The 23,628-nt window shown below is 71.6% G+C and carries 18 protein-coding genes; 12 read left to right on the top strand and 6 right to left on the bottom strand.

Annotated elements, in window-relative coordinates:
* Nucleotides 1–176 precede the first annotated feature (176 nt).
* Nucleotides 177–800, top strand: coding sequence for a superoxide dismutase (locus FDO65_RS09540; RefSeq protein WP_137449072.1), 624 nt, complete (start codon nt 177–179; stop codon nt 798–800).
* Between the two features lie 67 nt (nt 801–867).
* Here FDO65_RS09540 and FDO65_RS09545 read toward each other — a convergent pair whose 3' ends face one another.
* From FDO65_RS09545 to FDO65_RS09565, 5 genes are all read right to left on the bottom strand, one after another.
* A complete protein-coding gene (locus FDO65_RS09545; RefSeq protein WP_137449073.1) occupies nt 868–1,761 on the bottom strand; it encodes a DUF72 domain-containing protein in 894 nt (297 codons plus the stop codon).
* Nucleotides 1,758–2,099, bottom strand: a complete 342-nt coding sequence (locus FDO65_RS09550; RefSeq protein WP_137449074.1) for a thiamine-binding protein — start codon at nt 2,097–2,099, stop codon at nt 1,758–1,760. Before FDO65_RS09550 ends, FDO65_RS09545 begins: the two co-directional genes overlap by 4 nt.
* A gap of 131 nt (nt 2,100–2,230) precedes the next feature.
* Complete coding sequence (locus tag FDO65_RS22135) at nt 2,231–3,094, bottom strand: ChaB family protein (RefSeq protein ID WP_166442108.1); 864 nt, start codon at nt 3,092–3,094, stop codon at nt 2,231–2,233.
* 159 nt (nt 3,095–3,253) lie between these two features.
* The gene (locus FDO65_RS09560; protein ID WP_137449075.1) at nt 3,254–4,114 is read right to left on the bottom strand and encodes an alpha/beta fold hydrolase; all 861 of its coding nucleotides are present in this window, start codon (nt 4,112–4,114) and stop codon (nt 3,254–3,256) included.
* Between the two features lie 87 nt (nt 4,115–4,201).
* Nucleotides 4,202–5,104: a PaaX family transcriptional regulator gene (locus FDO65_RS09565; RefSeq protein ID WP_205849871.1), complete on the bottom strand. Its 903-nt coding sequence runs from the start codon at nt 5,102–5,104 to the stop codon at nt 4,202–4,204.
* Nucleotides 5,105–5,261: 157 nt separating this feature from the next.
* Here FDO65_RS09565 and FDO65_RS09570 point away from each other — a divergent pair, with 157 nt between their 5' ends.
* The 11 genes from FDO65_RS09570 to FDO65_RS09620 all read left to right on the top strand — a co-directional run bounded on the left by FDO65_RS09570 (nt 5,262) and on the right by FDO65_RS09620 (nt 20,695).
* A complete protein-coding gene (locus tag FDO65_RS09570; RefSeq protein WP_205849872.1) occupies nt 5,262–6,602 on the top strand; it encodes an MFS transporter in 1,341 nt (446 codons plus the stop codon).
* Between the two features lie 94 nt (nt 6,603–6,696).
* Nucleotides 6,697–8,358 carry an FAD-dependent monooxygenase gene (locus FDO65_RS09575; RefSeq protein WP_137449076.1) on the top strand — a complete coding sequence of 554 codons (1,662 nt, stop codon included), beginning with the start codon at nt 6,697–6,699 and terminating at the stop codon, nt 8,356–8,358.
* Nucleotides 8,358–10,457, top strand: a complete 2,100-nt coding sequence (locus tag FDO65_RS09580) for an acetate--CoA ligase family protein (RefSeq protein ID WP_137449077.1) — start codon at nt 8,358–8,360, stop codon at nt 10,455–10,457. Before FDO65_RS09575 ends, FDO65_RS09580 begins: the two co-directional genes overlap by 1 nt.
* Nucleotides 10,438–12,129, top strand: coding sequence for a (2,3-dihydroxybenzoyl)adenylate synthase (locus FDO65_RS09585; protein ID WP_137449078.1), 1,692 nt, complete (start codon nt 10,438–10,440; stop codon nt 12,127–12,129). Before FDO65_RS09580 ends, FDO65_RS09585 begins: the two co-directional genes overlap by 20 nt.
* Before the next feature lie 69 nt (nt 12,130–12,198).
* Entirely contained in the window at nt 12,199–13,305 is a 1,107-nt protein-coding gene (locus tag FDO65_RS09590; RefSeq protein WP_137449079.1) for a cupin domain-containing protein, read from the top strand.
* Entirely contained in the window at nt 13,302–14,162 is an 861-nt protein-coding gene (locus FDO65_RS09595) for a fumarylacetoacetate hydrolase family protein (protein WP_137449080.1), read from the top strand. Before FDO65_RS09590 ends, FDO65_RS09595 begins: the two co-directional genes overlap by 4 nt.
* 4 nt (nt 14,163–14,166) lie before the next feature.
* Nucleotides 14,167–14,889, top strand: coding sequence for a maleylpyruvate isomerase family mycothiol-dependent enzyme (locus tag FDO65_RS09600; RefSeq protein ID WP_205849873.1), 723 nt, complete (start codon nt 14,167–14,169; stop codon nt 14,887–14,889).
* Nucleotides 14,890–15,014: 125 nt separating this feature from the next.
* On the top strand, nt 15,015–16,715 hold the full coding sequence (locus FDO65_RS09605) for a circularly permuted type 2 ATP-grasp protein (protein ID WP_137449082.1): 1,701 nt from the start codon (nt 15,015–15,017) through the stop codon (nt 16,713–16,715).
* Nucleotides 16,709–17,683 (top strand): alpha-E domain-containing protein, encoded by a 975-nt coding sequence (locus FDO65_RS09610; protein ID WP_137449083.1) that lies wholly within the window; start codon nt 16,709–16,711, stop codon nt 17,681–17,683. Before FDO65_RS09605 ends, FDO65_RS09610 begins: the two co-directional genes overlap by 7 nt.
* Nucleotides 17,680–18,603, top strand: coding sequence for a transglutaminase family protein (locus FDO65_RS09615; protein ID WP_137449084.1), 924 nt, complete (start codon nt 17,680–17,682; stop codon nt 18,601–18,603). The genes FDO65_RS09610 and FDO65_RS09615 overlap by 4 nt, the downstream gene beginning before the upstream one ends.
* Nucleotides 18,604–18,844: 241 nt before the next feature.
* On the top strand, nt 18,845–20,695 hold the full coding sequence (locus FDO65_RS09620; RefSeq protein ID WP_137449085.1) for an AMP-dependent synthetase/ligase: 1,851 nt from the start codon (nt 18,845–18,847) through the stop codon (nt 20,693–20,695).
* Nucleotides 20,696–20,701: 6 nt separating this feature from the next.
* Here the strand turns inward: FDO65_RS09620 and FDO65_RS09625 are convergent, their stop codons facing one another.
* Nucleotides 20,702–23,503 carry a LamG-like jellyroll fold domain-containing protein gene (locus FDO65_RS09625; RefSeq protein ID WP_205849874.1) on the bottom strand — a complete coding sequence of 934 codons (2,802 nt, stop codon included), beginning with the start codon at nt 23,501–23,503 and terminating at the stop codon, nt 20,702–20,704.
* Nucleotides 23,504–23,628: the final 125 nt, after the last annotated feature.

A 23,628-nucleotide genomic window follows, 5' to 3' on the forward strand; every position in this document is an offset into this window, starting at 1 on the left:
AACCCGGGTTGACGACCCGTCGGAGGGGTACCGGGCAGTGGGATCGACGCGCGGGTTAGGGTCGGAACCGGGTGGATCGGCGGCGACGCCGATCCAGCAGAATCGCCAGTCCGCGAACCCGGCCGGGCCCCGGCCACGCGAGCGGGCGACCGCCCCATTCTCGGCAGGAGGAACACATGGCGCAGTACACGTTGCCGGATCTTCCCTATGACTACGGCGCACTCGAGCCGTTCATCTCCGGGCAGATCATGGAGTTGCACCACGACAAGCACCACGCGACCTACGTCGCGGGCGCGAACACGGCCCTGGAGCAGATGGCGGAGGCCCGGGACAAGGACTCCTTCGCCAACATCAACGGCCTCGAGAAGAACCTGGCCTTCAACCTCGGTGGTCACATCAACCACTCGATCTTCTGGCCGAACCTGTCGCCGGACGGCGGGGACAGCCCCGACGGCGAGCTGGCCGCGGCCATCGACGAGTTCTTCGGCTCGTTCGACGGCTTCCGTCGGCAGTTCACCGCCAACGCCGGCGCCATCCAGGGCTCCGGCTGGTCGATCCTGGCCTGGGACACCCTCGGCCAGCGGCTGAACATCATGCAGCTGTTCGACCAGCAGGGGAACCTGCCGGCCGCACAGATCCCGATCGTGCTGCTCGACATGTGGGAGCACGCCTTCTACCTGCAGTACAAGAACGTCAAGCCGGACTACGTCAAGGCCTGGTGGAACGTCGTCAACTGGGCCGACGCGGCGGCGCGCTTCGAGGCGGCCCGGTCCAAGACCGGTGGCCTGATCACCCTGTAGTCCCGTACGTCTCGTCGGCGGTCCCGTGTCCGGTTCCGGACGCGGGGCCGCTTGTCGTTCCGGGGTGTCAGCCGTACGGCAACGGGGCCAGGACCGGTCGGTGGATGCCCAGGCGAGCGGCCAGCCGGCGGGCGTCGTAGGGTGCCCGGGCCTGGAAGTCGTTGTCGAAGTAGACATGCACCTGCTGAACGCCGGGCCGGTCGGCCCATTCCCGTACCCGTCCCGCCCAGTACTCGATGCCGGCATCGGTGTAGCCGGAGACATACAGCTCCTGATCGCCGTGCAGCCGCACGTAGACCAGGTCGGCGGTGACCTGGTCGACCCAGACGAAGCGCTGTGCGGTGTCCGCGACGACGAGCGCGATGCCGTACCGGCGGCACAGCTGGTAGAACTCCTCGGTCGCGAACGTCGGTGAGCGCACCTCGATGGCGTGCCGCAGTGGTCGGACGGGCTGGGCGCCGAACCCGTTCGGATCGGGTCGCGACTCCTTCCACCGTTCCAGCAGCCGATCCTCGATACCGGCCGCCAGGTGCGCTGCCTGCTGCGTGTCGGTGGGCAACCGCTCGAAGAACGCGGTCAGCTTGTCGACATCGAACCGGAACCATTCCGGCAGCTGCCACAGCAGGGGACCCAGCTGCTCCCCCAGTTCCAGTAGGCCGGAGCCGAAGAAGTTGGCCAGGGCCTGATCGACCGGCTTCTCCACCGATCCCAGTTTGCGCAGGTGGGTGATGAACCGGCTGCCCTTGACGGCGAAGACGGTGTCGGGCGGCACGACCGACCGCCACCGGCGGTAGCTGCTCGGCCGCTGCAACGAGTAGAACGAGCCGTTGATCTCGAGCGCGTCGAAAGCCGCTCCGGCGTAGTCGATCTCGCGGCGCTGCGGCCAGGCCGGCGGGTAGAACCGGCCCCGCCAGTGCGGATAGGTCCAGCCCGAGACACCGATCCGGATCTGCGCCGTCACCCGCCGGCCGCCTCCGGTGGGAGGTCGTCCAGCAGCCGACCGACCCGCTCGACCTTGCCGGTGAGTTCGCCGGTGTGGCCGGGCCGGATGTCCGCCTTCAGTACCAGCGAGACCCGACTGCCGTAGGGACCGACCGCGGCGCAGGCCCGGCGGACGACGTCCATGCATTCATCCCAGTCCCCCTCGACCGTGGTGAACATGGCGTCGGTGCTGTGCGGCAGGCCGGAATCCCGCACCACCCGCAGGGCCTTCGCGACGGCGATCGAGACCGAACCGGGTTCCTCGCCCGCGGGCAGCTCGCCCGGACCGGACGGGGCGACGGAGAACGCGATCAGCATTCCCCGAACCTACGCACCGTCCGACCCGGCCGCGCGGGCTGCCCGCATCGACATGGTCGACCCGGTTGGTGCAGCCGACGTCCGGTCACCTGTGGCACGTCGGCATGTGGTGACGACCGGATCGACCAGCTCTACTCGGCGGCCTTGGCGGTGGCCCGCTGGTTGGCCTTCTGCAGGGCTTCCACCAGCTCGTCCTTGCTCATCCGCGAGCGGCCGGGCACGTCCAGTTCCTGGGCCAGCTTGTACAGGTGGGCCCGCGACGCCGTGGCGTCCACCCCGCCCGCGGTCTCGCCCCCGAACCGGTCGGGCGACGCGGCCCGGGAATCCGAGGGGCCGGGCTCGTCCTTGGCCTCCCAATGGTCGCCGACCTTCTCGTAGGTGTGCTTGAGCGCCGCGAACGCTGTGCGGTGAGCCCGCTCGCCCTCGCCGTACTGCTCGACGGCGGACTCGTGGACGGCGGTGTAGGTCTCCTGCGCGTGCTCATCGGATCGGGCGACCGTGCTGGGCAGGTCCGCGGTCCGCCGCCGGTTGGCCGGACGGGGCGCGGGGGTGCGACCGCTGGACTTGCCGTCCGACTTGGTCGCCCCGGAGCTACTCGAAGAGGCTGCCGGGGACGTGGTCGTCGACCCACCCGAGGACTTCTTCGCGGCAGCCTTGCCGCCGGCACGCTTCACGCTCGCGGGCTTCTTGCCCTCGGCCTTCTTGCCGGCCGTCCTCTTGGTGTCGGCCTTCTTGCTGGCCGTCCTCTTGGTGTCGGCCTTCTTGCTGGCCGTCTTCTTGGTGTCGGCTTTCTTGCTGGCCTTCTTCTTGGCGTCGGCCGCCTTCTTGGCGTCGGCCTTCTTCTTCGCGTCGGCCTTCTTCTTCGCGTCAGCCTTCTTCTTCGCGTCAGCCGCCTTCTTGGCGTCAGCCCTCTTCTTCTTCTGAGCGGCCTCGGCCGCGGCCTTCTTCTTCGCGTCAGCCTTGTCCGAGCCGTTCTTGCTACCCGACTTCGCCATCCCGATCTCCCTTCGCCACCGCCGCAGCGGTTCAGCGGTCGGTCGACCTCACCACATCGCGGGGCAACCCGTCATGTCCCCCGCCCGAACCCGGGTCACACCGCCCCCGACAACAACGGCGTGATCCGGGTCCGGGCGAGGGAGGCGTGCTCGCCCTGGTCACCGACCGGACACGGCCTGCCGGACCGTGGTGGCGAACAGCTCGGGCGCGGCGACGTGGGCGAAATGGTCGAGGTCGGGCAGGTCGGTGATGCCGGCGCCGGGGACGATGCCGACCAGTCGGTGGGCCGACTCGTACAGGAACGCAGTGGTTCCCGTTCCGGCGATGAGGTGGGTCGGCGCGGTGATCGAGGCGTAGTGGTCGAGATCCGCACCCCGCGCGTCGATCTGTTCCAGCTCCCGGACCCAGGTCGGCGTCAGCGGCACGCACTGGTCCCACAGCGGGGTCTGCCGGACGTAAGGGATGGCCTCGGCGGGCAGGCGGACGAAGTTCACCAGGGCGTGTTCGAGGGCGCCGTCCAGATCACCGGCGTCCACCAGTTCCCGGTACCGGGCCAGACCGGCGCCGGCCACCGGGCCGTGAACGGCCAGCGGCGGCTCGAACAGGATCAGGGTCCCGTCCAGAGGCAGCCGTTCGGCGTACGCCAGCGTGCACAGGGCACCGTAGGAGTGCCCCAGCAGGTGCGCCCCCGGCCCGGCGACCGCCATCATCGCGGCGATGTCGTCGACCTCGGTCGACAGGTCATAGGTGGCGTGGTCGCCGCTGCGGCCGCGACCCCGGCGGTCGTGGACGAAACAGGTGAAGTGCTCGGCCAGGTGCTCGGTGGCCGGCAACCACTGGTCGCCGGTCGCGATGCTGCCGTGGGTGATCACCAGGGCCGGGCCGGAACCGCGGCGGTAGTAGCCCAGGGTGGTGCCATCGGCCGAGAGGGTGGTGCCGTACTCGACGGGCGGGGTCACGGCATCGGCCGTGGCAGAGCCCGTCCGGGCGTCGGCGATCACAGTCGCGTCACTCGTCATTGAGGTGCCTCCTGCGGCAGCGGAACGGAATGCCGACAAGTATGTGCCGTAATGGCGACGAGCGTCAAGAGAACGACACATATCTCGTCAGTCGGCGAGAACGGCCCCCAGGACGGCCTCCGCGGACGCCTTCAGCAGGTCGTGCGCGTCGATGAACAGCTCGAAGGCCCGTCGGCCCGGCCAGTCGTCCGGCACCAGCTCGGCCGGCAGATCGGGGTCCCGGAACGGGAAGCCGCGGTAGTCGCGCACCAGTCGCATGCGCAGGACCAACGCCTCCGCCCCCTGCGGGGGCTCGCGCCGACAGCGCCGCACCACCGGCTCCCAGCGCTGCAGCCAGGCCCGGTAGTCCCGGCCCAGTTCGTCGAGATCCCACGCCCGGCCAACCAGCTCGGCATCGGACGTGCCGTTGTCGCTGCGCGAACGGAAGACATCGAGCCGCACCGGCCCGTCGCCGGGGAAGGCCTCCGAGATGGCCGCAGCCCGGTCGTGCGGGCTGATCCAGACCGAGGGGGACAACGAGCCGAAACCCCACCAGGCCAGCCGTTTGCGCAGTTGATCACGCACGGCCCGCTCGGTCTCCGGCACCGAGTAGATGATCATCTGCCACTCCCCCGACCACGCCTCGTCGGCCCGGCGGAAGATGCGGTCGCGCCCTTCGTCGAGCAGTCGCCAGGCCGCATCGGTGAGGGCGTAGACGGTCTCCCGCCCCTCCCGTCTGCTGACCAGCCAGCCGTCCCGCCGCAGGCGCCCGACCACCACCCGCACGGTCGACTCCGGGATGTCGAAGAAACCCAGCAGCGTGCTCAGGTGACGCAGGCGGACTTCGCCGCCGCGGTACCGCAGGTAGTCGCCGAACAGGTCGAAGACCAGGGACCGCGGCTTGATGGTTGCACCCACCGCGTCCGCGTCGCCGTCCTCGACCACCGAATCCCCCTTCACTCCATCGTCTCTCCGGCCGGGCAGCACCGAACCGTCCAGCACCTTCGCCATCGCTCACCTCTCCGGAGATCGTCGCACCACCCGATCCGCCCCACCCGACGCACTCATGTGCCATGATGTTGACGCCCGTCGTCAAAGTGTTGCATTGTTGGGCGGACCGCGCAGCTCGACCTGCTGCCGTCCCCGCCCTCACCCTCGGAGGACACCGATGTCCCGAGCTCCCGACCGCTCCGCGCGTCAGCGCCTCGTCGTCGTGCTGGTCTGCTTCGCCACCATCGTCTTCGACGGTTACGACCTGGTCGTCTACGGCACCACCGTGCCGGCCATCCTGGCCGACCAGCAGTGGGACGTCAGCCCGGCCCAGGCCGGCGCCATCGGCAGCTACGCCCTGATCGGCATGCTGATCGGGGCCCTTGCCATCGGGGCGCTGACCGACATCGTGGGCCACCGGCGGGTCATGCTGCTGTGCATCACCTGGTTCTCGATCGCCATGGCCCTGACCTGGCTGGCCCCGAACCCGCAGGCCTTCGGGCTGCTGCGGTTCGTCGCCGGTCTCGGACTGGGCGGCGTCGTCCCCACCGCCATCGCGCTGACCGTGGAGTACTCGCGCCCGGAGCGACGTCAGTTCAACAACGCCGTGATGTACAGCGGGTACTCGGTCGGCGGCATCGGCGCGGCCGTGCTTGGACTGGCCCTGCTGCCGCAGCACGATTTCCGCCTGCTCTACCTGTTCGGCGCCCTGCCCCTGGTCGTGATCCTGCCCATCGCCTGGAAGTGGCTGCCGGAGTCGACCGCTTACCTGGTGTCCCGAGGACGACTCCGCGAGGCCCGCGCGCTGGCCGACCGGTACGGCCTGCAGGTTCCCGCCCTCCAGGCGGCAGCGGGGCACCTCGCCCCACCGAGCAGCCGGTCGAACGGGCTGCGGGTGCTCTTCTCCCGGCAGTACCTGGCCAGCACGCTGCTGTTCGCCGCGGCCAGCTTCTGCGGTCTGCTGCTCGTCTACGGCCTGAACACCTGGCTCCCGCGGATCATGCAGCAGGCCGGCTTCGGGTTGGGCAGTTCCCTGTCGTTCCTGCTCGTGCTCAACGTCGGCGCGGTGATTGGCGCCATCGGCGCGTCGTTCGTCGCCGACCGGGTCGGTATCCGTCCGGTCACCATCGCCGCCTTCGGGTGCGCCGCGGCCGCCGTCGTACTGCTGGCCGCGCACCAGCCGACCGCCGCCGTTTTCCTGCTCGTCGCCCTGGCCGGGTTGGGCTCGGTCGGCACGCAGATCCTGGTCAACGGGTACGTCGCCACCACCTATCCGGACGACGTCCGGGCCACCGCTCTGGGCTGGGCCCTGGGCATCGGCCGGCTGGGCGCGATCACCGGGCCGATCGCCGGCGGGCTGATCGCCGGCAACGGCCTCGGTTACCAGTGGAACTTCTACCTCTTCGCGGTGGTCGCCATGGCCGGGCTGCTGCTCATCGCCGCGGTCCCCGCCCAGCGTCGTCGAGCCGCCCGCACCAGCCGATCCCGCTCGATCCCGTTCGCGCGCCCGGCGCAGTAGCGACGATCACCGAACGCATGACCCCGACCCGGTCCGGCCCGACACCCGGCCGCACCCGTGGTCCGATCCCCCAACGAATGAAGTGAGGTCGGCAATGTCTCTGCGCGTCGCCTGCATCGGCGCGGGCCCGGGCGGCCTGTTCGCGGCCACCCTGATCCGGCGGCTGCTACCCGACTCCCAGGTCACCGTCTATGAGCGCAATCGCGCCGAGGACGTCTTCGGGTTCGGCGTCGTCTTCTCCGACCAGACCCTGGAGCGGATCGACGCCGCCGACCCCGTGCTGCGTGATGCCCTGGCCCGGCACGGCAAGCACTGGGACAGCATTGACGTGCGCCTCAAGGGTGAACAGGTCACCTTCGCCGGCAACGGGATGGCCGCCATCCACCGCCGGACCCTGCTCTCGCTCCTGCAGGACCGGGCCGCCGAATTCGGCGTCGACGTCCGCTGGTCGAGCGCCGTCCCCGACATCCGTTCCCTGGCCGCCGACCACGACCTGATCGTCGCGGCGGACGGTGCGAACTCGGCGAGTCGGGAGTCGTTCGCCGACGCCCTGGGCCCGCAGGTGCAGACGGCCACGGCCAAGTTCATCTGGTTCGGCACCACCCACCGGTTCGACGGGCTGACATTCCTGCACCGCAGCAACAAGCACGGGCACTTCGCCGTGCACGCCTACCCGGTCAGCGACGACGTGAGCACGTTCATCGTCGAGGCCGACGAGCCGACCTGGCGGGCGGCCGGCCTGGACTCCTTCGACGTCACCCAGCCCCCCGGCCCGTCCGACCTGAAGTCCAAAGCCTACCTGCAGGCGCTCTTCGCCCCGGATATCGACGGAGAACCACTGTTGGACAACAACTCCCGGTGGGGCAACTTCCGTACCCGACGCACCGCCTCCTGGCACGCCACCGCCGGCGGCACGCCCGTCGTCTGGCTCGGCGACGCCGTGCACACGGCCCACTTCTCGGTCGGGTCCGGCACCAAGATGGCCATGGAGGACGCCGTCAGCCTCGCCCAGCAGCTGGCCGCCCGTCCGACCGACCTGCCCGCCGCGCTGGCCGCCTACGAGGCGGACCGGCAGCCCGAGGTGGCCAGGATCCAGGACTCGGCCCGCCCCAGCCTGTCCTGGTGGGAGAACTTCGGCCGCTACCACGACGCGTTCGCGCCCTGGCAGTTCGGTTTCCACTTCTTCTCCCGGAGCATCACGGCCGACAAGCTCCGGCGCCGCGACCCCGCATTCGTCGCGCAGGCCGAACAGGCCTGGCAGACCATCCACGGCGCCGCCCCGCTCGACACTCCGCTGGCCGCAGGCGATCTCGCGCTCCCCGGCCGGCTCGTCCGGCTCTCCGCGGACGGTCGCACGATCACCACCACCGATCCCGCCGGCGGCCCCGACCGCCACGTGTCCCTGCGAGCGGCCGGTGAACCGACCGTCCCCGGCTCCGCCCTGCGGGTCGAGGCCCCCAAGGAGGAGGCCGAGGTGGACTCAGCCGCGGCCGCCGCGCTCCAGGAGCTCGACCGCACTGGCCAGCGGGCCCTGGTCGTCGTCACCGGCGGCACCCGGTTGACCCGGGCCCTGCTGTCCGAGCGGTTGCGGTTCACCGGGTCCGCGGTCACCGTCGTCGTCGACGACCCACCGAAGGGCGTCGAGGCCGGGACCGACCCGACGGTCGCGGAGCACCGCGTGAAGGACCAGGCGCTGACCCTGGTGCTGTCCGGCCGGGCCGACGGCGTCGCCGCAACCGTCGGGGGCGACCGCTGATGCCGGCCGATCTGCAGCCCCTGTTCCGGCCGGGCCGGGTTGCCGTGATCGGCGCGTCCCGGGGCGGCGGCAAGCTCGGCGCCGTGATGGCCCGATCGCTGGCCGGGTATGCCGGGGGTGTCGCCCTGGTCAACGCCCGGTCGGCCGACCCGGCTGCCGGCATCCACCCGAGCGTGGCCGCCGCCGTCGCCGCGGAGGGCCCCATCGATCTGGCCGTGTTCTGCGTCCCGGCCGCGGTGACCGCCGCCGGGCTCGCGGAGGCGGCCGATGCCGGCGTCCGCGCCGCCGTGGTGTGCGCCGGTGGCTTCGCTGAAGCCGGCGGACCGGGCCTGGGACATCAGGCCGATGTCGAGGCGGTCGTCGCCGCCACCGGACTGCGCCTGCTCGGCCCGAACACCTCCGGCTTCTTTGTCCCCGGCCGCGGGCTGACCGCCAGCTTCGTCCCCGGGGTGGAACGCATCCCCGCCGGCCGGGTCGCCGTCGTCGCCGCCAGCGGCGGGGTCAACCACGCCCTGTCGTTCCAGCTGGCCGGCTCCGGCGTGGGCATCAGCCTCGGCGTCGGGCTGGGTCTGGGCGTCGGCGTCGGCACCGCCGACGTGCTGCACCACCTGGCCACCGATCCCGAGACCGCCGCCGTGGCCCTGCACCTGGAGACCGTGGTCGACGGCCCGGGGCTGCTGGCGGCGGTCACCACCCTCAGCGCGGTCAAGCCGGTCGTCGCCCTCGTGGTCGGCCGGACCGACGTGGGCGAATTCGCCCGCTCACACACCGGCGCGCTGGCCACGTCGTGGAAGACCACCCGCGCGGTGCTCCGGCAGGCCGGGGCCGTCGTCGTCGACGACGAGCGGGCCCTGCTGGACGCGGTGACCGGCCTGTCCGGCCGGCGTCTGCCGCCGCATCCCTGCCCCGGTCTCGCGCTGGTCACCGGTCAGGCCGGACCCGGCCTGCTGGTCGCCGATGCGGTCGCCTCGGCGGGCGGCCGGCTGCCGACCCTGACCGACGCCACCCAGGCCCGGTTGCGGGACCTGCTGCCGCCACTCACGTACCAGGCCAACCCGGTCGACACCGGCCGCCCGGGGCCGGGTTTCGCCGACGTCCTCGCCACGGTCGCCGCGGACCCGGGAGTCGACCTGGTCGCCGTCTACGGTCTGGCCGAACCCGACGTGGTCGATCTGCCCGCCGCCGCCGCCCAGGCCGGGCTGCCGGACGTCGCCCCCACCGTGCTGGGCACCGGCGGGCTGCCGGCGGACGTGCAGACCGTCGTCCGCTCGGCCACCGCCCTCGACCTGCCCACGGTGGCCAGCCCGTCCGCCCTGGCCACCGCGACGATGGCCCTGGTCCAGGACGCCGTCGCCCGGCACCGCCGGCAGGACCCGCCGACCCCCCGGCCGCGGGCCTGGACGCGGGGCCCGTGGGACGAGGACCAGGCCAAGACCCTGCTGGACGACTGGGGCATCGCCACCCCACCCCGGATGCGGTGCCTCGACCGGGAGCAGGCGGAGACCGCGCTGGACTGTGTCCCCGGCCCGGTGGCGGTGAAGATCCTGGACGCCGCCGTGCTGCACAAGACCGAGATCGGCGGCGTCCACCTGGGTGTGCGCACCGCCGAGGAGCTGGCCGCCGCGCTCGACCGGCTGGCCGACATCGGGGCCAAGCAGTTCCTCGTGGAGGCGATGGCCCCGTCCGGCGTCGACCTGGTCGTCGGGGTCCGCCGGGACCCGGTCTTCGGACCGGTCGCCCTCGTCGGTCTGGGCGGCACCGCGGCCGAGGCGTACGGCGACGTCGCCATCCGCGCGCTGCCGGCCGGACCAGCCGAGATCGCCGCCATGGTCGACGACCTGCAGGCCGCAGCGCTGCTCGACGGCTGGCGGGGCGGGCCGGTGCTGGACCGCGGCGACCTCGTCACGGTGGTCACGGCGCTGGGCGATGCACTGCTGTCCGCGCCGGACGTGGCCGAGATCGAGATCAACCCGCTGCGCCTGACCGTCGACGGGCTCATCGCACTGGACGCCGTCATCGTGCCGGTCTCACCGGTCCCGGACGACACCGACAGCCCGACCATCGAGAGCGAGGTGGACCATGCCCCGGCCCATCACTGACGGGCTCGTGCCCTGGCCGGCGGAGGTCGCCGCCCGCTACCGGGCCGCCGGCCACTGGCTCGGCCGTTCCCTGGGTGACCTGCTGTGGGAGCAGGTCGACCGCACCCCGGACGCGGTGGCCGTCGTCGACGGCCCGGTCCGACTCACCTACCGCGAACTGGCGCAGCGGGCCGACGCCGCGGCCGACCGCCTGACCACGCTCGGCCTGACCCACGGTGACCGGGTCGTCGTCCAGCTCGGCAACACCTGGCAGTTCGTGGCCTTCTACCTGGCGTGCCTGCGCACCGGGGTGGCCCCCGTGATGGCCCTGCCCGCCCATCGCCACCACGAGATGTCCTATCTGGCCGCGCATGCCGAAGCGGTGGCCCTGGCCGTCCCGGGCGGGACCGGCGACTTCGACCACGCGGAGATGGCTGAACGGATCGCCGCCGAGCAACCCGACCTGCGACTGGTCCTGGTGCAGACCGACGGCGGTCCGCTGCGCACCGGTCAGCAGGCGATCGACGACCTGTTCGTCCCGGTGGTCGACCCGGACGCCACCCGGCGGCGCTGGAACGCGGCTTCGCCGGCCGGCGACGACGTGGCCTGCTTCCTGCTGTCCGGTGGCACCACCGGACTCCCGAAGCTCATCACCCGCACCCACGACGACTACGCCTACAACGCCCGGCAATGCGCCGTGATGGCCGGCCTGGACGCCGGCAGCGTGTATCTCGTGGCCCTGCCGGCCGGGCACAACTTCCCGCTGGCCTGTCCAGGCATCCTGGGCACCCTGCTGGTCGGCGGGACCGTCGTGCTGCTGCCCAGCCCGTCCCCGGTCCGCGCGTTCGCCGCCGTCCGCGAGCACGGGGTCACCCACACCGCGGTGGTCCCGGCCGTCGCCGGACGCTGGCTCGACCACCACACCGCGAACCCGAGTGACGACCTGCGCACCCTGCGGGTCGTGCAGGTCGGCGGCTCCCGGCTGCCCGACGAACTCGCCGCACGGATCACCCCCGTGCTGGGGGCGACGTTGCAACAGGTCTTCGGCATGGCCGAGGGTCTGATCAACGTGACCCGACTGGACGACCCGGACGCGATCGTGCACCACACCCAGGGCCGGCCGGTCAGTCCGGACGACGAGGTGATGGTCGTCGACGAGGCCGACAACCCCGTTCCGGTCGGGGTTTCCGGCGCCCTGCTGACCCGGGGGCCGTACACGCCGCGCGGGTACTACCGGGCCGCCGAGCAGAACGCCAAGGCGTTCACCGCCGACGGCTGGTACCGCAGCGGCGACATCTGCTCGATGGACGCCGCCGGCAACCTCGTCGTGGAGGGACGCGACAAGGACATGATCAACCGCGGCGGCGAGAAGATCAGCGCCGAGGAGATCGAGAACTTCGGCTACCAGGTCGCCGGGGTCGCCCAGGTCGCGGCCGTCGCCATGCCCGACCCGCTGCTCGGCGAACGGCTGTGCGTCTACGTCGTCCCGCGGGACGGTGCGCAGGTCACCCTGGACGACTTCACCGCGGTCATGGACGCCGCCGGCGTCGCGCGGTTCAAGCTGCCGGAGGCCCTCGTCGTGGTCGACCGTCTTCCCGTGACCAAGGTCGGCAAGATCGACAAGAAGACCATCCGGGCCGACGTGCTGGCCCGGCTCACCGACGGTCGGTTGGCCGAACGCATGCGCCGCTGAACCTGTTCCGCCGGGCCGCTGCCCGCCCGAGCTCAGACCCAGACCTTCATCCCGAGAGGTGGATCCCCCATGTCCGGCCAGTTCCCCGACGAACCCGATAGCCCCGAGTTGTCCCAGCTGTACGACGATTTCAAGCGTGAGCACCTGACCCCGCTGTGGACGCAGCTGGACGAACTGATGCCGCTGCAGCCCAAGCCCAAGGCCCTGCCGCACGTCTGGCGCTGGGACACGCTTTTCCCGTTGGCCGCTCGATCGGGCGATCTGGTCCCGGTCGGCCGGGGCGGCGAACGCCGGGCCATCGCGCTGGCCAACCCCGGCCTGCCGGGCACCGCCTACGCGACCCCGACCCTGTGGGCCGCCATTCAGTACCTCGGGCCGCACGAGGTCGCCCCCGAGCACCGGCACAGCCAGAACGCCTTCCGCTTCGTCTGCGAGGGCGAGGGCGTCTGGACCGTCGTCAACGGCGATCCGGTGGCGATGAGCCGGGGCGACTTCCTGCTCACCCCGGGCTGGAACTTCCACGGCCACCACAACGAGACCGACCAGCCGATGGCCTGGATCGACGGGCTGGACATCCCGTTCGTCCACTACACCGACACCTCCTTCTTCGAGTTCGGCTCCGAACGGGTCACCGACGAAGCCACGCCACCCATCTCCCGCTCCGAACGCCTGTGGGCCCACCCCGGTCTGCGGCCACTGTCCGGGCTGCAGAACACGGTCAGCTCCCCCATCGGCGCCTACCGCTGGGTACACACCGACGCCGCGCTCGACGAGCAACTGGCCCTGGAGGACGAGGGGTACCCGGCCACCGTCGAACTGGGCCACGCCGCCATCCGGTACACCAACCCGACCACCGGCGGCGACGTGCTGCCGACCATCCGCGCCGAGTTCCACCGGCTGCGGGCCGGCGCCACCACCCGTCGCCGCCGGGAGGTCGGGTCGTCGGTGTGGCAGGTCTTCGACGGCGCCGGCACCGTCACGCTGGCCGACGAGACCCACGAGGTGGCCAAGGGCGACCTGTTCGTCGTGCCGTCGTGGGTGCCGTGGACGTTCCGGGCCGCGCCCGGTGACTCCACGTTCGACCTCTTCCGCTTCTCCGACGCCCCGGTCGTCGAACGACTGCACTTCGACCGGGTCCAGATCGACACCGAGAACGACCCGAAGGACGCCCGATGAGACTCGCCACCGTCACCCTCCCGACCGGCGGCACCGCCGCCGTCCGCATCGACGGTCCGGCCGCCGCCAGCGGGACGGCGATCCCCGACGTCGCCGACGTCGGCGCCCTGCTCGACCGCCCCGACTGGCGGGCCGTCGCCGCCGCGGCCGACGGTCCGACCGCCCCGCTGGACGACCTGGGCCGGCTCATCCCCCGGCCGGGCAAGGTCGCCTGCGTCGGGCTGAACTACCGGGCCCACATCGAGGAGATGGGCCGGCCGCTGCCGGACCACCCCACGTTGTTCGCCAAGTTCGCCGACGCCCTGATCGGGCCGCAGGACGACATCGAGATCCCCTCCACCGCGGCCGAGGCCGTCGACTGGGAGTGCGAGCTCGTCGTCGTGGTGGGCGCCACCCTCCGTGGCGCCGACCGCGCCGAGGCCGCTGCAGCCATCGCCGGATACACCGTCATGAACGACATCTCGATGCGGGACTGGCAGTTCCGGACCCGGGAATGGCTGCAGGGCAAGACGTTCGGCAACACGACACCGGTCGGACCGGTGCTCGTCACCGCCGACGAGTGGCAGCCCGGGCCGAACATCTCCACCGAGATCGACGGCGAACTCGTCCAGCAGGCGTCCACCGGGGACCTGGTCTTCGACCCGGCCGACCTCGTCGCCTACCTCTCGCAGATCGTCACCCTGCGACCCGGCGACCTCATCGCCACCGGCACGCCCGGCGGCGTCGGCCATGCTCGCAAGCCCCCGCGCTACCTGGCCCCGGGGATGACGGTGCGGACGACGATCGACGGTATCGGCAGCCTGCAGAACACCTGCGTGGCCGTGGACGGACGGGGGCGTCGTGCCGGCACGCCATGACCAGGTGACCGACCCGGCGGTCGCCGACGCGCTGCTCATCGCCCGGCGGGGCACCGCCTACTTCGCCCGCCAGCTCGCGGCGCTGTCGGACGAGGACTTCGCCGCGCCGTCGCTGGTGCCGGGCTGGTCCCGCGCCCACATCGCGGCCCACGTCGGCTACAACGCCCGGGCCCTGACCCGGCTGGTGGAGTGGGCGCGCACCGGGATCGAGACCCCGATGTACGCCGGGCCGGCCGAACGGAACCTCGAGATCGAGCAGGGGGCGACCCTCAAGCCGATCGCGCTGCGGCATCTGGTGACGCACGCGGCGGTGCACCTGACCGTCGAGTGGCGGGACCTGCCGGCCGACGCGTGGACCCGGATCGTCCGCACCGCGCAGGGCCGGTCGGTGCCGGTGTCGGAGACGGCCTGGATGCGGTCCCGGGAAGTGTGGATCCACGCCGTCGACCTCGACAACGGCGGGGCGTTCGGGGACTTCCCCGCGCCGGTGGTCGACGGCCTGCTGCGGGACATCACCGGCCTGTGGCGGACCCGGGGCGTCGGCGCCGGACTGGTGCTGCGCCCCACCGACCGGGACGCGGCGATCACGATCACCGACGCCGGGGACGGCGCCGGGACGGTGATCACCGGTACCGCCGCCGACCTGGCCCGCTGGGCGTCCGGCCGCGGCGGCGCCGGGGTGCGCACCCCTGACGGACCCGTCCCGTCGCCGCCGCGCTGGCTCTGATGACGCCCGCCGGACGCGGTCATCGGCAAGATCAGGACATGAGCCCGACCCGGCGCGACAGCCCCAGCGGAGTGGGCAAGAATCTCGTCATGCCGCCGCAACATGTCGACCCTACGGTCAGGGCCATGGCCGACCTGTTCGAGGACTATCCCTTCGGCCGGGCGTGGGATGAGATGTTCTCCGCCCCGGGCCAGATACGACCCGCGTACGAGGGGGTGTTCTCCGCCCTCCAGCAGTTGGACGCCGCCGATCTCACGGCGCGCGCCGACATCATGGGGCGCACCTTCCTCGACCAGGGCATCACCTTCGCCCTCGGCGGGGTCGAACGTCCCTTCCCCCTCGACCTCATCCCGCGGATCGTCACGGCGGCCGAGTGGCGGGTCGTCGAGCAGGGCGTCCCGCAACGGGTCCGGGCCCTGGAGGCATTCCTGGCCGACGTCTACGGGGCCGGTCGCATCTTCGCCGACGGTGTCGTCCCCCGGCGGCTCATCACCACCTCGCCGCACTTCCACCGCCAGGTGTTCGGGATGAGCGCCCAGGACGGCGCGCGCATCGTGATCTCCGGGGTCGACCTCATCCGGGACGAGGACGGCGGCTTCCGCGTCCTGGAGGACAACGTCCGCATCCCGTCCGGGGTGTCCTACGTCCTGGAGAACCGGCAGGCCGTGGCCCAGGTGCTGTCCGAGGCCGGGGCCGACCACGAGGTGCGCCCGGTCTCGGAGTACCCCGGCCGCCTGCTGGCCGCGCTGCGCGCCGTGGCCCCCTGGAACGTCACCGATCCGACGGTCGTCGTGCTCACCCCGGGCGTCTACAACTCGGCGTACTTCGAGCACACCCTGCTGGCCCGTGAGATGGGCGTCGAGCTGGCCGAGGGACGCGACCTGATCTGCCGGAACAACCGCGTCTACCTGCGCACCACCTCCAGCGAGATGCCGGTGCACGTCATCTACCGCCGCGTCGACGACGACTTCCTGGACCCGGTCCAGTTCAAGGCCGACTCGCTGCTCGGCGTGCCCGGGCTGGTGAACGCGGCGCGGGCCGGCAACCTGACCATCGCCAACGCGGTGGGCAACGGCATCGCCGACGACAAGCTCGTCTACACCTACGTGCCCGACATCATCCGGTACTACCTCGCCGAGGAACCCATCCTGAAGAACGTCGACACCTACCGCATGGAGGTGCCGGACCACCGCGAGTACGCCCTGGAACACCTGGCCGAGCTGGTCCTCAAGCCGGTCGACGGGTCCGGTGGCAAGGGCATCGTCATCGGGTCGCAGGCCGACTCGTCGACACTGGCCAAGGCCCGGACGACGGTGCTGGAGAACCCGCGCGGCTGGATCGCCCAGCGGGAGATCGCGCTGTCCACCGTCCCGACGCTCATCGGCGACAAGATGCGACCCCGGCACGTCGACCTGCGGCCGTTCGCCGTCAACAACGGCAACGACGTGTGGGTGCTGCCCGGCGGGCTGACCCGGGTGGCGCTGCCCGAGGGCGAGCTGGTGGTCAACTCCTCACAGGGCGGCGGCTCCAAGGACACCTGGGTGCTCTCCGCACCTCCGGCCGCCGAGCCGTTCACCGCCGCGCCGCCCAGCGGGGCGGCCGACGCCACCCAGGTGCTGCCCGTATTCACCGAGGGCAGCATGAGCCAGAGCATGGGTGGCGGGATGAGCCAGACCATGGGCGGCATGAGCCAGACCATGGGCGGCGCGTTCGACCCGATGGTGCAGGCGCCGTCGTCCGACACGGGTCTGCGAACCCAGCACGAACAACAACAACAGGTGCGTCCCGACGACACCACGCCCGAGAACCCGGTGACGCCATGCTGAGTCGGATCGCCGAGTCGCTCTACTGGCTGGGCCGCCACCAGGAGCGGGCCGACTGCACCGCGCGCATCCTGGACACCTACCTGCACCTGCTGCCCGCCGGCTCGTGGCAGTCCGACCACCAGGTCATCCGCTCGCTGCTGGACTCCATGGGCCTGGCCGACGACGACGCGGTCGGCTCCGACGCCCACGCCGACTCCGGGCAGCTGGTCCGCACCCTGGTCTTCGACCGGGAGAAGGCCTCCTCGGTGGCCGGCGCGCTGGCCGCGGCCCGGGAGAACGCCCGCGGGGTCCGCGACGCCATCCCGCTGGACGTCTGGGAGTGCCTGAACGTCACCTGGCACGGACTGCGTGCCCGGGAGACCGGCCTGGCCGGCCCGCACCAGTTCCTGCGCTGGGTCGGCGAGCGGTGCGCGATGGCCAACGGCCTGGTGTCGGAGGTGATGAGCCACGACGAGGGCTGGCACTTCCTGGTCCTCGGACGCTCGCTGGAGCGGGCCGACATGACGATCCGGTTGCTGGCCGCCGCCGAGTCCGAGACCGGTTCGGTACCGCCCTGGCGGGCCCTGGTCAGCGCCTGCGGCGGGTGGGAGCCGTACGTGCGCTCCTACGGCGGGACCATCGGTCAGCGCACGGCGACCGAATTCGTGCTGCTCGACCGGCAGTTCCCACGCTCGGTGCTGCGCGCGCTGACCGTGGCCGAGTCCTCGCTGGGCGAACTGGAGGCCGCGGGCTCGGCGCAGCACCGCGACCCGCGACGGGACCCGTCGTCGGCCCGCCGGATCGTCGGACGCACCCGGACCAGCCTGGACTACCGGACCGGCACCGAACTCGCCGCCGACCGCGAGGCCCTGCTGTCCTCGCTGCAGCGCACCGTCTACAGCGCACACACCGCGGTCACCCGCTCGTTCTTCCGCCGGGAGGACGCCGTGACCTGGGCGAACATCGGAGCAGACGGAGGGGCAGCATGACCGCGCCGACCACCCCGGAGATCTGGCGACTGCTGATCGTCCACCGGACGGTGCTGACCTACCCGGACACGGTGACGACCTCGTACAACGAGGTGCGCATGCAGCCCATTGACGAGCCGGGGCAGGCGGTGCTGTCCAGCCGGCTCGAGCTCGAGCCCTTCGAGGGCGTCCTGTCCTACCAGGACTACTTCGGCACCCGGGTTTCGGCGTTCGACATCCACCGGCCGCATCGCCATCTGTCGGTGACCTCGACCACCACCGTCGAGACGTTCGCGCAGAGCAGCGGGATCTGGTCCCCCGCCCCCGCCCCGTCGGCGTCGGGGTGGAGCGACCCGGCCCCACCGGCCGACCCGCTCGGCTGGGACGAGCTGGCCGGGTCCGGCTGCGCCGACCGGTTCGAGGAGTTCCTGACCTCCACGCCGCTCACCCAGCTGGACGACGAACTCGTCGGTATCGCGACGGAAATGCAGGCCAGCGCAACCTCTCCGGCTGCCGCGGCCGCCGCGGTGACCGACTGGGTGCACCGCACCCTGAAGTACGAGGGCGGCAGCACCGGCGTGCACACCTCCGCCGCCGAGGCCTACCACGCGCGGCGCGGCGTCTGCCAGGACATCTCGCACCTGGCCATCGGCCTGCTCCGCCACATGGGCATCCCCACCCGGTACGTGTCCGGCTACCTGCACCCCGATCCGGCCGCCCCGATCGGCAAGCAGGTCACCGGCGAGTCGCACGCCTGGATCGAGTGGTGGAACGGCACCTGGAACGCCTTCGACCCCACGAATCTGTCGGCGCCGAGCCAGGCCCACGTCGTCGTCGGGCGGGGCCGCGACTACCGCGATGTCGCCCCGGTCAAGGGCGTCTACGCCGGGCCGGACGCGACCGGGAACGAGGTCTCGGTTCGGGTCACCCGACTGAGGTAGGCACCTTCGCGGACCGTCCGCCGGCTCGGCGGACGGTCACCCGGGCGGGCGACGCCGCGTCGGACGGTCGGCCACGGGATCCGTTAGCACCGCTGTGCGGTGCTCGGCGGCGCGGACGGCGTCGTAGAGTCGATCACGCAGCACCCGGCGTCGCGCTGACCGAGCCCCGCAGGACGGGCCCCCGTTCGTGGTCGTGACGGGTGCGCAGGCCAGCGCCCGTCGACCTGTGGAGGACCCACCGATGACCGCACCCGGGACGGGCGCCAGCAGCGGCCTGCTCAGCGAGCAGTCGCCCTCGTTCGGACACCTCTTCCTGGCCCGGGTGGCGGCGACGCCGGACCGGCCCGCCTACCAGTACCTGCGGGGCGGCGACTGGGAGACGATCACCTACGCGCAGACCCGGGACCGGGTCACCCGCCTGGCCGCCGGGCTGATCGATCTCGGCGTGCAGGCCCAGGACCGGGTGGCCATCGCCTCGGCGACGCGCATCGAATGGATCCTGGCCGACCTCGCCGTGGTGTGCGCCGGGGCGGCGACCACGTCCATCTATCCGACGACGACGGCCGAGGACGTCGCGTACATCCTCGGCGATTCGGGTTCGGTAGTGGCGATCGTCGAGAACGCCGAGCAACTCGACAAGATCCGTCGGGCCGACCTGCCCGCGCTCCGAGCCGTCGTGCTCTTCGACGCCGACGGCGTACCGCTCACCGAAGGCGATCCGGGCGACGGTCTGCGACTGCTGTCGCTGGACCAGCTCTCCGCACTCGGCGCCGCCCGCCTGACCCGCGAGACCGACCTCATCGAGCGTCGCCTCGACGGCATCGACGGCGAGTCGCTGGCCACCCTGATCTACACCTCCGGCACGACCGGCCGCCCCAAGGGCGTGCGCCTGGTGCACGCCAACTGGATGTACGAGGGCCGCGCCGTCGCCGCCCTGCACATCCTGTCCGAGAACGACGTCCAGTACCTGTGGCTGCCGCTGTCCCACGTGCTGGGCAAGGTGCTCACCGCCCTGCAACTCGAACTCGGGTTCTCCACCGCGGTCGACGGCGACCTCACCAAGATCGTCGAGAACCTGGCCGTCGTCCGGCCGACGTTCATGGGTGGCGCCCCTCGCATCTTCGAGAAGGTCAGGGCCAAGGTCACTCTCACCGCCCAGGGGCACGGCGGCCCGAAGGCGAAGATCTTCGACTGGGCGATCGGCGTCGGCGTCCGGGCCGTCCGCCTGCGCCAGCAGGGCCGCTCCCCCGGCCCGTTGCACAAGGCCCAGCTGGCGCTGGCCGACAAGCTGGTCTACGGCACCATCCGGGAACGCCTCGGCGGGCGGATCCGCTTCTTCGTCTCCGGTTCGGCCCCGTTGGCCGCCGACGTCGCCGAGTGGTTCGACGCCGTCGGCATGCGCATCCTCGAGGGCTACGGCCTGACCGAGACCAGCGGTCCGGTGTCGGTCAACCTGCCCAAGGACACCCGCATCGGCACGGTCGGGCCGCCGCTGCCCGGCACCGAGTTCGGCATCGCCGAGGACGGCGAGATCCTCGTCCGCGGCGGCAGTGTCATGCGCGGCTACCACGGCAACGACGAGGCCACGGCCGAGGTGCTGACCGAGGACGGCTGGTTCCACACCGGTGACATCGGTGAACTGCTCGACGGCTACCTGCGGGTCACCGACCGCAAGAAGGACCTCATCAAGACTTCGGGTGGCAAGTACGTCGCCCCCCAGAAGATCGAAGTGCTGTTCAAGGCCGACTTCCCCTACGCCAGTCAGATCGTGGTGCACGGGGACGGTCGCAAATTCGTCTCCGCGATCATCACCCTCGACCCGGAGATGATCACCGACTGGGCCGGCCAGAACGGGTTGGGCGACAGATCCCACGCGGAGCTGGCGGACGAGCCGGCCGTGCAGAAGCTGGTGCAGGACGCGGTGGACCAGCTCAACGGCAAGCTGGAGCGGTGGGAGACGGTGAAGAAGTTCATCGTCCTCGACCGGGATCTGCAGATCGAGGACGGCGAGATGACCCCCTCGATGAAGGTGCGCCGGCGGGCCGTGGAGGCGAAGTTCGCCTCCGACCTGGACAAGCTCTACCAGGATTGAGCCTGCTCAGGGGCCTGAGCGGGACGCGAAGATCGTCGAGATCTGGCTGGCCGACAGCGCGGTCGAGTAGAACGCGACGTCGGCGAGCGACCCGGCCAGGGTGTTCGACGGCGGGGCGCTGGGCCAGTTGGCGAGGGTGTCCCAGCCGACCCGCCAGTAACCGGTCCGGTTGTCGGCCGAGACGGCTGAACTTGTAGCCACCCGGGTGCCGTCGACCCACAGTGCGGTGCCGGCGGCCGTCTGGGTGGCGACCAGCAGATGCCACTGCCCGTCGTTGTATGACCGGGTGGTCTTCAGTTCGGTGAGGCCGCCGGAGGCCTTGACCCCGAACACGACCTGACCGGTGGCGGTGAGGAACAGGTGCCGGTCGGAGTTCGTGGACACGCCGGTCGTCGTGCCGGAGAAGCCGGCCACCCGCCCGCCGGTGGTGCTGGTCGTCCGCACCCAGGCCGAGATCGAGTAGACCGTCGGGTTGGTCAGGGCGACCGGCGCGGAGACGAACGGCGTGCTGCCGGACAGCGTGACCCCCGCACTGCCGTCCCGCTGGCACGGGCCGGCCGCTCCGAAGGTGAACATCGACGGGGTCTGGTAGGTACCGGCGCGACCGTTCCCGGAGGAGTCCGCGGCGACGCTGGAGCCGGTGGTCTGGTTGAGCCGGTAGAAGGCCCACGGCGCGGCTGCCGTGACCGCCGCCGCGCAGCTGGCGGGAATGGCTGCGGCCGTGAACATCTGGCTCACCTGGGTGGCGGTCAGGGCGGTGCCGTAGACTGCCGCGTCGGCCACCGAGCCGGCCAGGAACCGGCTGGTCGGCTGGTCCGGCCAGGAGTCGAAGTTCCCGGCTCCGACCCGCCAGTAGCCGGTGTAGTTCTGGCTCCCGGTCACGGTGTTGGACCCCACCTGGACGCCGTCCACCCACAGCCGCATGCCGGCGCTCGACTGGCTGGCCGCCACCTGGTGCCAGGCGCCGTCGTTGTAGGACGCGTTGCTGGTCAGGGTGTTGAAGGCCCCGCCGAAGGTGCCGAACACCACCCGACCGGCGTTGTTGAGGTAGATCATGCGGTCGTAGTCGGTCGGGGTGCCGACCGAGGTGTTGCCGAAACCGATCAGCAGTCCACCTCCGGCCGTCGTCGTGCGGAACCACACCGACAGGCTGTACGTGGTCGGATTGGTGACCGCGGTGCTGGTCGACACGTATCCCGTGGTGCCGTCCAGGGTGATGCCCGTCTGGCCCGAGCAGGCCGCGGGCACCGAGTACGTGATGCCGCCCTGGTATGTCGCGGAGCGGTTGTTGCCGGAGGAGTCCAGTGCGAGCGACGGTCCCCCCTCGTCTAGGCGGTAGAACTCGAACGGCGACGCGGACCGCACGGCGGATGCGCATCCGCCGGGCGGCGCGGCCGCCGCGTACTCGGCCGCGGCGTCGCCGGGGCTCAACGCCGTTCCGTAGAACGCGGCCCCGGCCACGGTGCCGGCGAAGTAGTTCCCGGTGCCCGCCCCCCAGTTGGCGGAGAAGGCGGCGTAACCGATCCGCCAGTAGCCGGCGAAGTTCTCGGCGCCGGTCTCCCCGTCGCTCGCGTCGAGGACGCCGTCGACGTAGATCCGTTTGCCCACGGCGGACTGGGTGGCGATGACCTGGTGCCATTGCCCGTCGTTGTACTGGCCCTGGGTGGTCAGGGTGCGGACGGCACCGGGATAGGTGCCGAACACCAGGCGGCCGCTGGTGTCCATCCAGGTGATGCGATCCATCTGGCTGCCGCCGCCGGTCCGCGCGGCCACGAGGCCGGTGAGGAAACCACCGCTGGTGGTGGTGGTCCGGAACCAGATCCCGGTGGAGTAGGTCGTCGGGTTGGCGACCTGGGTGGCGGTGGACACCCACCCGTTGCTTCCGTCCAGGGTGACGGCTCTGCTCCCGCCCGCACACGGACCCGCCACCCCGTAGGCGACCCCGGTACCGAGCAGGTTGGTGCGATAGGTGCCGTTGCCGCCGGTACCCGACGAGTTCGCCGCCGTCGGCGGACCGTTCTCGTCGAGCCGGAAGTACTGGCCGGGTGAGCGCGCGAGGACGGCGCTGTCGCAGGTGAAATCGCTCGCCGACGCGTACGAGTTCGTCGGCGCCGCGGTGGTCGACGACCAGGCGGCCTGTGCGTCGACCGTGGTCGTCACGGCCGCGCCGACCACGACGACGACCGCCACAGCGGCGAGGTGGCTGCTGACCGAGGTTCGCGGCGCTCGTCGCGTATAGGCCGGGGGCTCGTACGACGAGGGACGCCCGACCACCGGTCGGGCCGCGGATGGCAGAACCCGGCCGCCACCGCCGGGCGGCGCGTGGTTCCCCGGGGTCCCACCGGGCCGTTGGCGCTCATCGGTCCGCCGCCGGTCGAGCCTGGCCAGCCAACCGAGGGCGGCGGTCATGACGACGGTCAGACCGAGGGCGGACCAACGGTTCTCAGCGAGCCACACCACGGGCGCACCGACCCACGGCACCCGCAGGACGGCCACGCCGCGGACGGCGGACGGGTCGACCGGAGTGGAGTCGGGGTCGGCGTTCGCGTCGCCCTTGAGGATGAGCTGACCGGTATCGGTGATGTGGTCCAGCCGGTGCAGCCGGAGCCGGCCGACGTGATCGGGGTCGGCCACGAGAAGGACCTGCCCGATCTGCCAGGACCCGGGCTCGACGGGCCGGGCGACGACCACGTCGCCGGCGACGATCCGGGGTTCCATGGACCCGGTCATCACGTCGGTCGGCTGCCATCCGATCCCCGCCGGCAGGACCACCCACACCAGCAGACCGATCGGCAACAACAGCAGCATGCGGGCCACCGTGGCCGCCAGGACGCGGACCCACTCGGTCCCCCCGGCCGGGCTCGCGGGCTCCGCACCGCCGGTGGGATGCCCTGAGCGAGCGGTCGTCAGCCCCTTCACCGTCGATCCTTCTC

Origin of the sequence: Nakamurella flava, assembly GCF_005298075.1 — a bacterium.
Lineage (GTDB): Bacteria > Actinomycetota > Actinomycetes > Mycobacteriales > Nakamurellaceae > Nakamurella > Nakamurella flava.

Bases quoted from the DNA above. Each gene is read 5' to 3' on its own strand.
- FDO65_RS09540 (WP_137449072.1), top strand. From the start codon at position 177: ATGGCGCAGTACACGTTGCCGGATCTTCCCTATGACTACGGCGCACTC.
- FDO65_RS09550 (WP_137449074.1), bottom strand. From the start codon at position 2,099: ATGCTGATCGCGTTCTCCGTCGCCCCGTCCGGTCCGGGCGAGCTGCCC.
- FDO65_RS22135 (WP_166442108.1), bottom strand. From the start codon at position 3,094: ATGGCGAAGTCGGGTAGCAAGAACGGCTCGGACAAGGCTGACGCGAAG.
- FDO65_RS09560 (WP_137449075.1), bottom strand. From the start codon at position 4,114: ATGACGAGTGACGCGACTGTGATCGCCGACGCCCGGACGGGCTCTGCC.
- FDO65_RS09565 (WP_205849871.1), bottom strand. From the start codon at position 5,104: ATGGCGAAGGTGCTGGACGGTTCGGTGCTGCCCGGCCGGAGAGACGAT.
- FDO65_RS09570 (WP_205849872.1), top strand. From the start codon at position 5,262: ATGTCCCGAGCTCCCGACCGCTCCGCGCGTCAGCGCCTCGTCGTCGTG.
- FDO65_RS09575 (WP_137449076.1), top strand. From the start codon at position 6,697: ATGTCTCTGCGCGTCGCCTGCATCGGCGCGGGCCCGGGCGGCCTGTTC.
- FDO65_RS09580 (WP_137449077.1), top strand. From the start codon at position 8,358: ATGCCGGCCGATCTGCAGCCCCTGTTCCGGCCGGGCCGGGTTGCCGTG.
- FDO65_RS09585 (WP_137449078.1), top strand. From the start codon at position 10,438: ATGCCCCGGCCCATCACTGACGGGCTCGTGCCCTGGCCGGCGGAGGTC.
- FDO65_RS09590 (WP_137449079.1), top strand. From the start codon at position 12,199: ATGTCCGGCCAGTTCCCCGACGAACCCGATAGCCCCGAGTTGTCCCAG.
- FDO65_RS09595 (WP_137449080.1), top strand. From the start codon at position 13,302: ATGAGACTCGCCACCGTCACCCTCCCGACCGGCGGCACCGCCGCCGTC.
- FDO65_RS09605 (WP_137449082.1), top strand. From the start codon at position 15,015: ATGGCCGACCTGTTCGAGGACTATCCCTTCGGCCGGGCGTGGGATGAG.
- FDO65_RS09610 (WP_137449083.1), top strand. From the start codon at position 16,709: ATGCTGAGTCGGATCGCCGAGTCGCTCTACTGGCTGGGCCGCCACCAG.
- FDO65_RS09615 (WP_137449084.1), top strand. From the start codon at position 17,680: ATGACCGCGCCGACCACCCCGGAGATCTGGCGACTGCTGATCGTCCAC.
- FDO65_RS09620 (WP_137449085.1), top strand. From the start codon at position 18,845: ATGACCGCACCCGGGACGGGCGCCAGCAGCGGCCTGCTCAGCGAGCAG.
- FDO65_RS09625 (WP_205849874.1), bottom strand. From the start codon at position 23,503: ATGCTGCTGTTGTTGCCGATCGGTCTGCTGGTGTGGGTGGTCCTGCCG.